Genomic DNA, 13,161 nt, shown 5'->3' on the forward strand with positions numbered 1-13,161 from the left:
CTCAGGACGTGACGAACCGCAGGAAGCGCGCGAGCGCCGCGGCGACGTCGGCGGACGGCGGGGTCGCTGCGGGCGCCCCGAAGAGCCGAGCCTCCGGCGCCACCGCATGCCTGCCCGCGGCGCGGGAGTGCGACCAGACGCCGCAGACCTCCCCGTCCGCCACCAGGATCGGTCGGACCATCCCGTTCTTGGACGGCCCCACCTCGGGCAGGAAGGGGGCCGGGCACATCACGGCGCGATCGGCGTAGGGCAGATACAGCTCCTCGAAGGGCGACAGGGCCAGCACCGGGGGCGCGGTGCCGATGCGGCGGGGCGCCGGCCCCCGGCGCACGAACCGCGCGCCCCCGCCGGCACCGCCCACCGGCTCGACCTCGTCGGCGGCCGCCTCGGCAGCCGCACGCGCCACCCCGAGCGGCAGCCCCGACCACCAGGCGAAATCCCGTGCGCCTGCGGGTCCGTGTCCCGTGACGAAGCGCGTGAAGAAGGCGGCGAGCGGGTCTGCGGGGGTGTCCTGTTCGCCCGCCCACTCGTCCACCAGCACGAAGCTCTGCTCCCGCGTCGGCCCGTCTGCGCGGGGGACGACGGGGCCCTGGCAGACGACCAGCCGCGTCGAGAGCATCACCAGCAGGTGGTAGCCGCGCTGCCGCGCTGTGGAGACGCCGGCAGCCTCGAGCGCCGCGAACAGCTCCGCACGTGTGAGCCTGCCCCCTCCGCGAAGGGCTGCACGCACCGCGCGCTCGGCCCGCAGCGACTCCGCGTCGTCGATGCCCTCGGCTCGGTGCACGCCCGCCGCCTGCTGCCGCTGCCGTGCTCCGGTGAGCGAGAGCACCCAGGCCAGGTCCCGGGCGGGCACGATGTGGATCGTGCCGCGCATCGTCCACGCGCGCACCAGGTCGCCGCGGTCGAAGGCGGCATCCACGTCGCTCAGCGTCGGCGAGCCGCGGGTGCGGGCCGCCAGCGCCCACCGCCCGCCCCAGAACTCCTGAGCCTGCACGGCCAGCATGTGGGATGCCGCCTCGGCGACCGTGGCAGCCGGAGCGCTCAGCCGCTGGGAGCGCAGGCGCTCGCGGCGGAGGGAGGCGGCATCCATCCGCTCATCATGGACGACCCTGCCGACGTCCGCGGCAGGGGTCGCCGTGCACCGGTGTGCACAATGTCGCCACCACGCCCGCGCCAGGCCCGGAATGCCGCCCGCGCGGGCACCCGGCGCCGGATTCGGCGACGTTGTGCGCGCGCCCGCGCGGGCACCCGGCGCCGGATTCGGCGACGTTGTGCGCGGGGACCACGGCCACCCCGTGCGATGCGAGCCGCCCGGGCCATCCGCACTCGGCGCCGCGCGGCGTGCACGATGTCGCCACGACGCCCGCGCCAGGGCCGGAATGCCGCCCGCGCGGGCACCGGGCCCCGCCTTCGGCGACGTTGTGCGCGGGGACGTCAGGCGAAGGGGTTCGCGGTGAGGGTGTACTTCGTCTGCAGGTACTCGTGGATGCCTTCGGCGCCGCCCTCGCGCCCGAGGCCCGACATCTTCCAGCCGCCGAACGGCGCGGCCGCATTCGAGACGACCCCCACGTTCAGGCCCATCATGCCCGTCTGCAGCCGCTCGATCATCCGCTGACCGCGGCTGAGACTCTCGGTGTAGACGTATGAGACCAGGCCGTACTCGGTGTCGTTGGCGATGCGAACCGCGTCGTCCTCGTCATCGAAGGGCACGATCGCCAGCACCGGGCCGAAGATCTCCTCGCGGAGGATCTCGCTGCCGGGCCGCACGTCGCTGAGCACCGTGGCGGCGAAGAATGAGCCGGGGCGGTCGATCTCGGCACCGCCGGTGCGCAGCGTGGCGCCGCGCTCGACAGCGTCGGCCACCAGCTGACCGGTCTTGGCCACCGCCTTGTCGTCGATGAGCGGGCCGATGACGACGCCCTCCTCGGTGCCGCGCCCGGTGCGGAACGACTCGACGCGCTCGGTGACCCGGCGGGCGAACTCGTCCGCGACCGCGCGGTGCACGATGAAGCGGTTGGCCGCCGTGCAGGCCTGGCCGATGTTGCGGAACTTCGCCGCGATGGCTCCGTCGACGGCCTTGTCGAGGTCCGCGTCGTCGAACACGATGAACGGCGCGTTGCCGCCGAGCTCCATCGACGTGCGCAGCACGCCCTTCGCGGCCTTCTCCAGCAGGGACACCCCCACGGGCGTCGAGCCGGTGAACGAGAGCTTGCGCAGACGGGGGTCGGCGATGATCGCGTCGGACATCGGCCCCGACGACGCGGTCGTGACGACGTTCACGACCCCGGCGGGCAGCCCGGCATCCTCCAGCAGCTTCGCGAAGGCGAGGGTGGTGAGCGGGGTGAGGGCGGCGGGCTTGATCACGACGGTGCAGCCGGCGGCGAGCGCGGGCGCGATCTTGCGGGTCGCCATGGCGAGGGGGAAGTTCCACGGCGTGATGAGGAAGCAGGGCCCCACCGGGTGCTGGGTGACGATCATGCGACCGGTGCCCTCGGGGTTCGCCCCGTAGCGCCCGTTCGCGCGCACCGCCTCCTCGCTGAACCACCGCAGGAACTCACCGCCGTACGCCACCTCGCCGCGGGCCTCGGCGAGGGGCTTGCCCATCTCGATGGTCATGAGCAGGGCGAAGTCCTCCTTGCGCTCCTGCAGCAGGTCGAACGCGCGGCGGAGGATCTCGGCGCGCTCGCGGGCCGGGGTCGCAGCCCAGGCCGGGAACGCCGCATCGGCGGCATCCAGTGCGGCCACGCCGTCGGCGACCGAGGCGCTGGCGATGGTCTTCACGACGTCGCCCGTGGCGGGGTCGACCACATCGAGCGTCGCGCCGTCCGCAGCGGCGCGCCACACGCCGTCGATGAACAGCCCGTCCGGCACGCCGGCCAGCAGCTCGATCTCACGCTCGTCGCTCATGAAGACTCCTTCGTCGGTGGATGCCGCAGACACGCGTCACGATGATCGTATACGATCGCGTGCCGAACGCGTCCCCCTATACTCGTACCGTCCAGCGGCCGCGCGCGCCGCCGGTGCCCGAAAAAGGGGCACGCAGCCACCTCGAGGCCACGACCGACGATGGTCGCGGGCGGGTGAGCCAGACACACACGGCATCCATTCACCGTCCCTGTACCTGGAGCACCGCCCATGCCTTCCGTCTCCGCGCACGTCGCCGTCACCCTCGCCACCCAGATCGATCACGTCTTCGGGCTGATGGGCAACGGCAACGCCTGGTTCCTCGACGCCCTGGTGCGCGACACCGATGCCTCCTTCACCGCCGTGCGCCACGAAGCGGGCGCCGTCGTCGCCGCCGACGCCTATCACCGCGCCTCGGGGCGATTGGCCGCCGCCACGGCGACGTACGGCGCCGGTTTCACCAACACCCTCACCGCGCTGGCCGAGGCGGTGCAGGCGCACGTGCCGCTGGTGCTCGTCGTGGGCGACGAGCCCACATCGGGCCCCCGCCCGTGGGATGTCGACCAGATCGCCCTGGCGGCGGCGGTCGGCGCCCGCACCTACACCGTGGGACGCACGGATGCCGCCGCGACCACCGTCATCGCGATCGAGCACGCCCTGACGTACCGGGTGCCGACGGTGCTGGCGATCCCCTACGACGTGGCCACGCGCGAGGCCGGCCCCATCCCCACCGCGCCGGCGCCCGCGCTGCCGGCGCCGCTGCAGCCGTCGGGCTTCGGCCAGGCCGCGGTGGCCGAGCTCGCCCGCGCGCTGGCCGGCGCGCAGCGCCCGCTGCTGCTCGCGGGCCGGGGCGCGTGGGTCGCCGGCGCCGGGGAGGCGCTCGGGCGCATCGCCGACGCCGTGGGGGCGGTCACCGCCACCACCGCGCTCGGGCGCGGGGTGTTCCCCCGCCCGGAGTACGACCTCGGCGTGACCGGCGGGTTCGGCGCGGAGGAAGCGATGCAGCAGGTGCGCGAGGCCGACGTCGCGGTGGTCTTCGGCGCGTCGCTGAACCAGTTCACGATGCGCTTCGGCGACCTGTTCGCCCCCGGCACCCGGGTGGTGCAGGTCGACACCGCCCCGGCGGCGACCCATCCGCACGTCGGCTCCTTCGTGCGCGGCGACGCGGCCGTGGTGGCCGCCGCCCTCGCCGACGAGCTGGATCAGCTGCGACCGGCGGGGTCGGGCTGGCGGGAGTCGCTGGACGCGGCGGCGCTGCGCACTCAGGAGGCCGGTGAGCAGTTCGCCACCGACGGTCGCCTCGACCCTCGCGCGGTGGCGGCGCGTATCGGCGAGCTGCTGCCGGAGGACCGCGTGGTGGTCTCGGACGGCGGTCACTTCATCGGCTGGGCGAACATGTACTGGCCGGTGGCCTCTCCCGACCGCATGATGATGATCGGCACCGCGTTCCAGTCGATCGGCCTGGGTTTCCCGAGCGTCCCCGGCGCGGCGCTGGCCCAACCGGATGCCACGGTGGTGCTGACCACCGGCGACGGCGGTGGCCTCATGGCGCTGGCCGACCTGGAGTCGGCGGTGCGCGTGGCCGGCGGGCGGGGCCTGGCCGTGGTGTGGAATGACGGGGCCTACGGCGCCGAGGTGAACCTGTACGGGCTGAAGGGCGTCGCCCGCGGCCCGATGATGATCCCCGACGTGGATTTCGCCGGTCTGGCATCCGCCGTCGGCGCCCACGGCGTGGTCGTGCGGGAGCTCGCCGACCTGCAGGTGCTGGCGGAGTGGACCGCCCAGGCGGCATCCGAACGCCCGTACCTGCTGCTGGATGTGCGCATCTCGTCGTCGGTCGTCGCCCCGTACCAGCAGGAGATCATCCGCGTGAACTCCTGACCCGCCCGCGTGCCCGCGGCGCGGGCGGGCGGGGCGCGGCGCGGCGCGCGCGGGCGCTGCTCCGGTGTCGCGAACGGCGGATCGCGCGAGCGGGCACCGTGCGAAAGCGACACCGGAACCGCGCGGGCACGCGAGCGCACCGCCGGGCTCCGGGTACGGCTCGACGCGCTGCTCCGGTGTCGCGAACGGCGGATCGCGCGAGCGGGCACCGTGCGAAAGCGACACCGGAACCGCGCGGGCACGCGGGCACGCGGGCACGCGGGCGCGCGGGCGCGCGGGCACGGCACACGCACACACGCACACGCGGCGCGCGGACGGCGGCGAGGCCGTTCCCGGGAGAGGGCGGGGGGACACCTCTCCCGGGAACGGGTCTAGGCGACGGGCGCCGCCACGCCCAGCGGCGCGGTGGTGGCGCGCGACTCGGCGGGCTCCGTCATGTGCTGGGCGAAGAAGTCCGCGAGCTCCCCCGTGGCCGACAGCGGCAGCACGTGCGCGACGTACTGGTCGGGACGCACGACGACCACGGCCCCGCCCCGGTCGATGCCGCGCAGCGCGAAGATGTCCTCGTCGGGACGCGCGGCGTAGATCTTCTCGTAGTCGATCAGCCCGAAGGGCCCCACCCGCGGCAGGAACACCGAGGGGATCTCCGCCATCTCGACCTCGGAGTGGTCCTGCTGGTAGACCGCCTTCACGTCGAACACGGCGTCGAGATCGGCATCCGCCGGGGTGAAGCGCAGAACCGGCGACGCGGATGCCGTCGCCAGCCAGTCCGCCCACTCCCGCAGCGCCGACGCGTCGCGGTCGGCGAAGGCGTAGATGCGCCACCGGCCGTCGGCCCGGGCGTGGTGGCCGAGGTGGGCGGGCACCGCGTCGCCGATGCGCACGACGGGCGCCGACTTCAAGCGTTTGCCGACGGGGAAGCCCGTGGCCAGGTCCTGGTGCGTCGCCTCGCCGACGATCATCGACGGCCGGTACTGCGTCATGAACCCGGCGGGGAACTCCGCCGTGGCCGTGTAGAACTCGGCGAGCTCCTCGGGACTGTCGAACTCCTCAGGCTTCTTGGCCATGAGGCTCGACCACTCCTTGTCGAAGTCGATCAGGTTCTGCGCGATCTCCTGCCGCTCCGCGGAGTACGTCGACAGGAGCGTCTCGGGCGCCCGCCCGGTGAGCACCGATCCGAGCTTCCAGCCGAGGTTGAACCCGTCCTGCATCGACACGTTCATGCCCTGGCCGGCCTTGGCGCTGTGGGTGTGGCAGGCGTCCCCGCAGATGAACACGTGCGGGGTGCCGTCCTGGCCGGGATCGATGTCGTCGAACTTGTCGGTCACACGGTGCCCGACCTCGTACACCGACCACCAGGCGACGTCCTTCACCTCGAGCGTGTACTGCCCGAGGATCGCGTTGGCCTTGGAGATGATCGTCTCCAGCGGGGTCGTGCGCACCTTGCCGTTGTCGCCTTCGGGCACCTCGCCCAGGTCGACGTACATGCGGAACAGGTGGCCGCCCTCGCGGGGGATGTGCAGGATGCTGCCATGCTCGGACTGGATCGCGCACTTGATGCGGATGTCGGGGAAGTCGGTGACCGCCAGCACGTCCATCACGCCCCACGCGTGCCGGGACTGGTCGCCGATGTGCCGACGCCCGATCACCTGGCGCACCTTGCTGCGCGCGCCGTCGCAGCCGACGACGTACCGTGCGCGCACCGTGCGCTGCTGACCGGCGTCGGGTCCATCCGTGCGCTCCAGCGTGACCGTGACGGGGCGGTCCCCCTCGCCGACCTCGAGCGAGACGAACTCCCAGCCGTAGTCGGGGGTGATGCGTGCCGGCGAGGTCGCGGCGACCTCGCCGAAGTAGTCCAGCACACGGGCCTGGTTGACGATGAGGTGCGGGAACTCGCTGATGCCGTGGGGGTCGTCGTCGGCGCGCGCGGTGCGCACAATGCGCGAGCGGTCGGTGGTGTCCGGTGCCCAGAAGTTCATCTCGCTGATGCGATAGGCCTCGGCGGTGATGCGCTCGGCGAAGCCGAAGGCCTGGAACGTCTCGACGCTGCGCGCCTGGATGCCGTCGGCCTGCCCGATCGCCAGGCGGCCGGGACGGCGCTCGACGATGCGGGTCGTCACGGAGGGGTACTGCGCCAGCTGGGCGGCCAGCAGCATGCCGGCGGGTCCGGATCCGACGATGAGCACGTCCATCTCGTCGGGAAGCTCGGCGGGCCGGTCGAGGCCCGTTCCCGCCGCGGGCTGCACGCGCGGGTCGGTGGAGACGTAGCCGTGGTGGTGGAACTGCATCGTCGTCGATTCCTTCCTCGGACGCGACGTCATGCGTTGACGTCGTCGTCATCGTGTTCTATATTCGAACACGTCGTTCTACTATTGAACAGATCGTATACGACCGGTTGCGCTGCGGCAAGCATCCGGCGGAGAGGACGCCCCGTGCCCGAGGCCCCCGCGTCACAGACCCTGAGCCGCGGCATCCGCATTCTGGAAGTGCTCGCGGATGCGCCCGGCCCCCTCACGATCGACGAGGTCGCGGCGCGCCTGGAGGTGCACCGCTCCGTGGCCTACCGGCTGGTGCGCACCCTCGAGGACCACGGACTGGTCTCCCGCGACGCGTCCGGCCGACTGACGCTCGGCGCGCGCATGGCCGCCCTCGCCGCCGGCGTGGCCCACGACCTGCAGGCCGAGGCCCTCCCCGAGCTCACCGCCGTCGCCAACGAGCTCGGCATGACCTGCTTCCTCGCGGTGCTCGATCACGACCAGTGCATCACCCTCGCCAGCGTCGAGCCGCGACATGCCGTCGCGTCGGTGGCACAGCGCCCGGGGGCGCGGCATCCCATCACCGTGGGGGCGCCCAGCAAGGCGATCCTGTCGACCCTGGCTGCCGAGCACTGGCCGGTGCCGCTGCCGGCGGCGCTCGCCGACCAGGTCGCCGCCGCCGCCGAGCGCGGCTACGCCACCAGCGCCGACGAGGTCATCCCGACGGTGCAGTCGGTGGCGGTGCCGCTGCGGCTGCGCGCGCCGGCGCGCCCCGCGGCGATCGCCGTCGTGCACGTGGGCGGCCGGGCCGACCACGCCGCCATCGCGCGGCGGCTGCAGCGCTCGGCCGACGCGATCCGCGAGGCCCTCGACGGGTGACGACGAAGGGCTCGGATGCCGCGGCATCCGAGCCCTCCGCATCGCGCGGGGTCAGGCCCTGGACATCCCGTAGATCGGGCTCTTGGCCTGCTCCTGCTCGTGGTCGGGGCCCAGCGGAATGCCGCTGCGGTCGCGCAGCAGCAGCGTGGCCACGAGCCCGAGCAGGGTCATGCCGGCGAGGTAGAAGGTCACGGCATCGGTCGACCCGGTCGCCTGCACCAGCGCCTGCGCGATGGTCGGGGCGAACGCACCACCGAGGATCGCGCCGATCGCGTACGAGATCGACACTCCCGAGAACCGGATGGATGCCGGGAACAGCTCGGCGTACAGCGCCGCCTGCGGCCCGTAGGTGAACCCGAGGCCGGCGGTCAGGAGCACCAGCCCCAGGGTGAGCAGCCCGATGCTGCCGGTGTTCACGAGCGGGAACAGGGCGAACACACCCGCGAGCTGCAGCGCCCAGCCGACGAGGTACGTGTTGCGGCGGCCGATCTTGTCTCCCGCCCAGCCGGCGATCCAGGTGAAGACCAGCCACGACACGGCGGAGATCGTGACAGCGCCCAGCACATCGGCGGTCTGCAGACCGACCGGACCCTCGGGGTCGGTCGCGTAGCGCTGGATGTAGCCGCCGGTGGTCATGTAGCCCACGGCGTTGTTGCCGGCGAACACGAGCGCCGCGACGATCACCAGCAGCGCGTGCTTGCGGAACAGCTGCACGATCGGCATGCGCGTCTGCTCCTTGCGCTCGGCGAGCTCGGTGAACACCGGGCTCTCCTCGACCTTCTTGCGCACGTAGTAGCCGATGAGGATCAGCACGAACGACAGCAGGAACGGGATGCGCCAGCCCCACTCGAGGAAGGCGTCGCCCGGAGCGATGACGGCCATGAGGCCGAGCATGCCGCTGGCCAGCAGCAGACCCAGCGGCACGCCGATCTGCGGCGAGGCGCCGAACAGGCTGCGCTTGGCCTTGGGCGCGTGCTCGACGGCCATGAGCACGGCGCCGCCCCATTCGCCGCCCGCGGAGATGCCCTGAAGGATGCGCAGGAAGATCAGCAGGGCGGGGGCGGCGATGCCGATGGCGGCGTACGTCGGCAGCAGACCGACGAGGGTGGTCGCGACGCCCATCAGCATGAGCGTGAGCATCAGCACCAGACGGCGGCCGTACTTGTCACCGAGGTGCCCGGCCAGGAAGGCGCCGAGCGGGCGGAACAGGAAGCTGATGCCCACGGTGATGAACGAGAGGATCTGCGCGAACTCCTCGCCGGCGGGGGCGAAGAAGAGCTGGCCGAAGACCAGGCCCGCGGCGGAGGCGTAGAGGAAGAAGTCGTACCACTCGACGGTGGTACCGACCACCGTGGCGAAGACGACCCTTCTGCGGTCCTTCGCGACGGCGATTGTGCCGGTAGGGGTGAAGCCCGAGGTGGGCGTGGGGTGACTCATCGTTGTGACTCCCAAAGGTGACGGCTCTGTCTTGTGTCGGGTCCACCGGGGTTGCCGGTGGTGGCATGATCATATACGATTTCGGATACGACGCAAGGGCGAGGGAGCTCATGACCATCGACACCACCACCGATCCCCGGTTCTCCGGCCTTCCCGGCCGCCCCGGCAAGATCATCGCCGTGCACCTGAGCTACGAATCGCGCGCAGCCCAGCGCGGGCGCCGCCCCGCCGCCCCGTCGTACTTCTTCAAGGCATCCAGTTCGGTCGCCGCCACCGGCGGAACCGTCGAACGCCCGGAGGGCACGGAGCTGCTCGCCTTCGAGGGCGAGATCGCGCTCGTGATCGGCACGGCCGCGCGGCGCGTCTCCCTCGCCCGCGCCTGGGAGCACGTCGGCTGGGTCACCGCCGCCGACGACCTGGGGCTGTACGACCTCCGCGCGGCAGACAAGGGCTCCAACGTGCGTTCCAAGGGCGGCGACGGGTTCACCCCGATCGGCCCCAGCCTGATCGATGCACGCACCGTCGAGCCCACCGAACTGCGGGTGCGGGCATGGGTCAACGGCGAGCTGCGACAGCACGGCACGACGGCGGACCTCATCTTCCCGCTGGCCCAGTTCGTCGCCGATCTCTCCCAGCACTTCACCCTCGAGCCGGGCGACGTGATCCTCACCGGCACGCCGGCGGGCTCCTCGGTCGTCCAGCCCGGCGATGTCGTGGAGGTCGAAGTGGATGCCCCCGAGTCCGGCGCCACCTCCGGTCGCCTCACCACCACCGTCGTCGCCGGCCCCGCCGTGCCGTTCGATCCGCAGCTGGGCTCGCTCCCCCGCGTCGACGACACCCAGCGCGAAGAGGCGTGGGGCTCCCGCGACGCCGCCGGCCTGCCGACGACGGGTCTGGACCCGGCGCTGCGCGCCCAGCTCGAGCGCATCCCCGTCGCCGCGCTCTCCCAGCAGCTGCGCAAGCGCGGCCTCAACAACGTGACGGTCGACGGGGTGCGCCCCACCCACCCCGACCAGAAGCTCGTCGGCACCGCCAAGACGCTGCGCTTCGTCCCCGGCCGCGAAGACCTGTTCGCGGCGCACGGCGGCGGCTACAACGCGCAGAAGCGCGCCTTCGACGCCGTCGACGAAGGCGAGGTCCTCGTCATCGAGGCCCGCGGCGAAGCGGGCTCCGGCACGCTCGGCGACATCCTCGCCATCCGCGCCCGCGTCCGCGGCGCCGCCGGGATCGTCACCGACGGGGGCGTCCGCGACGCCGAGGCGGTCGCCGCCGTCGGCATCCCGGTCTACTCCGCCGGCGCCCACCCCGCTGTGCTCGGCCGCAAGCACGTCCCGTGGGAGACCGACGTCGCCGTCGCGTGCGGGGGCACCACGGTGCTGCCCGGCGACATCATCGTCGGCGACGCCGACGGCGTGATCGTGCTTCCGCCCGCCCTCGCGCAGGAGGTCGCCGATGCGGCGCTCGCGCAGGAGGAGGAAGACGCGTGGGTCGCCCGGCAGGTCGCCGCGGGGAACCCCGTCGACGGGCTCTTCCCCATGAACGCGCAGTGGCGCGCGCGGTACGACGCCGAGCGGGCGGGGTCCTGACATGGATGCCGTCAGCAAGTCGCAGCGCGCCTACCAGTGGATCAAGGAGCGCATCGCCGCCCAGGAGTTCACGCCGGGCTACCGGCTGGTGCTGGGCACGATCGCCGGCGAGCTCGACATGAGCGTGGTGCCGGTGCGCGAGGCGATCCGCCAGCTGGAGGCGGAGGGACTGGTGACCTTCGAGCGCAATGTGGGTGCCCACGTGTCGATGGTCGACGACTCGCAGTATCGCTACAGCATGCAGGCGCTGAGCGTGCTGGAGGGCACGGCGACCGCGCTGGCATCCCGCGCCATCACCGAGTCCGACATCCGGGACGCCCGGGCGATCAACGAGCAGATGGTGCAGCGTCTGTCGGACTTCGAGCCGCGCGCGTTCACCGCGCTCAACCAGCGCTTCCACGAGATCCTCTACGCCCGCTGCGCGAACCCGCGCCTGCTCGAGCTCGTGCAGGCCGAGTGGGCACGGCTCGGACATCTGCGCGACTCGACCTTCACCTTCGTGCCCGGCCGCGCACAGGAATCGGTGCGCGAGCACGAGGAGATCCTGCGCCTCATCGAGCGCGGGGCCCCCCTCGGCGACATCGAGCAGGCCGCCCGTCGACACCGGGTGGCCACCCTCGACGCCTACATGATCCACGAACACCCCGACGAGACGCTCCGTCTCCCGGCCTTCTGACCTTTCGCCGACCTGGAGGAACCGACATGACCGACGCCCCCGCGCTGGACCGCCGCCACGTCCCCGCCGACCTGCCCGAGCGCATCCGCCACTACATCGACGGCACATTCGTCGACTCGGTGGACGGCGACACGTTCGATGTGCTCGAGCCGGTGTCCAACGAGACCTACGTCACCGCCGCCGCCGGCAAGAAGGCCGACATCGACCTGGCCGTCGCGGCTGCCCGCCGGGCGTTCACCGACGGGCCGTGGCCGAAGATGCTGCCGCGCGAGCGCTCGCGCGTGCTGCACCGCATCGCCGACCTCGTGGAGTCGCGCGACGCCCGGCTGGCCGAGCTGGAATCCTTCGACTCGGGCCTGCCGATCACGCAGGCCCTCGGTCAGGCCCGCCGGGCCGCCGAGAACTTCCGCTTCTTCGCCGACCTGATCGTGGCGCAGTCCGATGACACGTTCAAGGTGCCCGGACGCCAGATCAACTACGTCAACCGCAAGCCGATCGGCGTGGCCGGGCTCATCACCCCGTGGAACACCCCGTTCATGCTCGAGTCGTGGAAGCTCGCCCCGGCGCTGGCCACCGGCAACACCGTCGTGCTCAAGCCCGCCGAGTTCACACCGCTGTCGGCGTCGCTGTGGGCCGGGATCTTCGAGGAGGCGGGGCTGCCGCAGGGCGTGTTCAACCTCGTCAACGGCCTGGGCGAGGATGCCGGCGACGCACTGGTGAAGCACCCCGACGTGCCGCTCATCTCGTTCACCGGCGAGAGCTCCACGGGCCAGCTGATCTTCGCCAACGCCGCGCCCTACCTAAAGGGTCTGTCGATGGAGCTCGGCGGCAAGTCCCCCGCGATCGTCTTCGCCGACGCCGACCTCGAGGCGGCGGTGGATGCCACGATCTTCGGCGTCTTCTCCCTCAACGGCGAGCGCTGCACCGCCGGCAGCCGCATCCTCGTTCAGCGCGACATCTACGACGAGTTCGTCGAGCGCTACGCCGCGCAGGCGCGGCGCGTGAAGGTCGGCTATCCGCATGACCCGGCGACCGAGGTCGGCGCCCTCGTGCACCCCGAGCATTTCGAGAAGGTCATGGGCTACATCGAGATCGGCAAGACCGAGGGACGCCTCGTCGCCGGCGGCGGCCAGCCCGAGGACTTCGCGTTCGGCAACTTCGTCGCCCCCACGGTGTTCGCCGACGTGTCGCCGGAGGCACGCATCTTCCAGGAGGAGATCTTCGGACCGGTCGTCGCGATCACGCCGTTCGACACCGACGAGGATGCCCTGCGCCTGGCCAACGACACGAAGTACGGCCTGGCCGCGTATGTCTGGACCAACGACCTCAAGCGGGCCCACAACTTCTCGCAGGCGGTCGACGCGGGCATGGTGTGGCTGAACTCCAACAACGTGCGGGACCTGCGCACGCCGTTCGGGGGCGTCAAGGCCTCCGGCCTCGGCCACGAGGGCGGCTACCGCTCGATCGACTTCTACACCGACCAGCAGGCCGTGCACATCACCCTCGGCAAGGTGCACAACCCGACCTTCGGCAAGAACTGACC

General features: G+C 72.1%; 9 protein-coding genes. 5 read left to right on the plus strand and 4 right to left on the minus strand.

Translation table 11 applies throughout. From position 1 onward, the window contains the following. Position 1: 1 nt before the first annotated feature. Both QNO26_RS11965 and QNO26_RS11970 read right to left on the minus strand, forming a co-directional pair. A complete protein-coding gene (locus QNO26_RS11965) occupies positions 2-1,090 on the minus strand; it encodes a winged helix DNA-binding domain-containing protein (RefSeq protein ID WP_257526452.1) in 1,089 nt (362 codons plus the stop codon). Positions 1,091-1,434: 344 nt separating this feature from the next. Further along, positions 1,435-2,907 (minus strand): NAD-dependent succinate-semialdehyde dehydrogenase, encoded by a 1,473-nt coding sequence (locus QNO26_RS11970; RefSeq protein WP_257526449.1) that lies wholly within the window; start codon positions 2,905-2,907, stop codon positions 1,435-1,437. 228 nt (positions 2,908-3,135) lie between these two features. On the opposite strand from QNO26_RS11970, the gene QNO26_RS11975 reads away from it, so the two are divergent. After that, a complete protein-coding gene (locus QNO26_RS11975; RefSeq protein ID WP_257526448.1) occupies positions 3,136-4,785 on the plus strand; it encodes a thiamine pyrophosphate-binding protein in 1,650 nt (549 codons plus the stop codon). 371 nt (positions 4,786-5,156) lie between these two features. Here the strand turns inward: QNO26_RS11975 and QNO26_RS11980 are convergent, their stop codons facing one another. After that, a complete protein-coding gene (locus QNO26_RS11980; RefSeq protein ID WP_257638262.1) occupies positions 5,157-7,073 on the minus strand; it encodes an FAD-binding monooxygenase in 1,917 nt (638 codons plus the stop codon). A 144-nt stretch (positions 7,074-7,217) separates the two neighbouring features. Between QNO26_RS11980 and QNO26_RS11985 the strand changes: the two genes are divergently transcribed. Next, entirely contained in the window at positions 7,218-7,919 is a 702-nt protein-coding gene (locus QNO26_RS11985; RefSeq protein ID WP_257526447.1) for an IclR family transcriptional regulator, read from the plus strand. A 51-nt stretch (positions 7,920-7,970) separates the two neighbouring features. Here the strand turns inward: QNO26_RS11985 and QNO26_RS11990 are convergent, their stop codons facing one another. After that, positions 7,971-9,356 carry an MFS transporter gene (locus QNO26_RS11990; RefSeq protein WP_257526445.1) on the minus strand — a complete coding sequence of 462 codons (1,386 nt, stop codon included), beginning with the start codon at positions 9,354-9,356 and terminating at the stop codon, positions 7,971-7,973. A gap of 110 nt (positions 9,357-9,466) precedes the next feature. On the opposite strand from QNO26_RS11990, the gene QNO26_RS11995 reads away from it, so the two are divergent. From QNO26_RS11995 to hpaE, 3 genes are read left to right on the plus strand one after another with little or no spacing between them, the layout of a single operon-like run. Next, positions 9,467-10,942: a fumarylacetoacetate hydrolase family protein gene (locus tag QNO26_RS11995; RefSeq protein WP_257526444.1), complete on the plus strand. Its 1,476-nt coding sequence runs from the start codon at positions 9,467-9,469 to the stop codon at positions 10,940-10,942. 1 nt (position 10,943) lies between these two features. Then, entirely contained in the window at positions 10,944-11,618 is a 675-nt protein-coding gene (locus QNO26_RS12000) for a GntR family transcriptional regulator (RefSeq protein WP_257526443.1), read from the plus strand. A gap of 26 nt (positions 11,619-11,644) precedes the next feature. Then, entirely contained in the window at positions 11,645-13,159 is a 1,515-nt protein-coding gene (gene hpaE / locus QNO26_RS12005; RefSeq protein ID WP_257526442.1) for a 5-carboxymethyl-2-hydroxymuconate semialdehyde dehydrogenase, read from the plus strand. The last annotated feature ends 2 nt before the right edge of the window (positions 13,160-13,161 follow it).

Source organism: Microbacterium sp. zg-Y1090, from assembly GCF_030246945.1.
Lineage (GTDB): Bacteria > Actinomycetota > Actinomycetes > Actinomycetales > Microbacteriaceae > Microbacterium > Microbacterium wangruii.

What these genes read in the sequence shown, in the direction of transcription:
- hpaE (WP_257526442.1), top strand. Translation starts at nt 11,645, where the DNA reads ATGACCGACGCCCCCGCGCTGGACCGCCGCCACGTCCCCGCCGACCTG.
- QNO26_RS11965 (WP_257526452.1), bottom strand. Translation starts at nt 1,090, where the DNA reads ATGGATGCCGCCTCCCTCCGCCGCGAGCGCCTGCGCTCCCAGCGGCTG.
- QNO26_RS11995 (WP_257526444.1), top strand. Translation starts at nt 9,467, where the DNA reads ATGACCATCGACACCACCACCGATCCCCGGTTCTCCGGCCTTCCCGGC.
- QNO26_RS11980 (WP_257638262.1), bottom strand. Translation starts at nt 7,073, where the DNA reads ATGCAGTTCCACCACCACGGCTACGTCTCCACCGACCCGCGCGTGCAG.
- QNO26_RS11975 (WP_257526448.1), top strand. Translation starts at nt 3,136, where the DNA reads ATGCCTTCCGTCTCCGCGCACGTCGCCGTCACCCTCGCCACCCAGATC.
- QNO26_RS11990 (WP_257526445.1), bottom strand. Translation starts at nt 9,356, where the DNA reads ATGAGTCACCCCACGCCCACCTCGGGCTTCACCCCTACCGGCACAATC.
- QNO26_RS11970 (WP_257526449.1), bottom strand. Translation starts at nt 2,907, where the DNA reads ATGAGCGACGAGCGTGAGATCGAGCTGCTGGCCGGCGTGCCGGACGGG.
- QNO26_RS12000 (WP_257526443.1), top strand. Translation starts at nt 10,944, where the DNA reads ATGGATGCCGTCAGCAAGTCGCAGCGCGCCTACCAGTGGATCAAGGAG.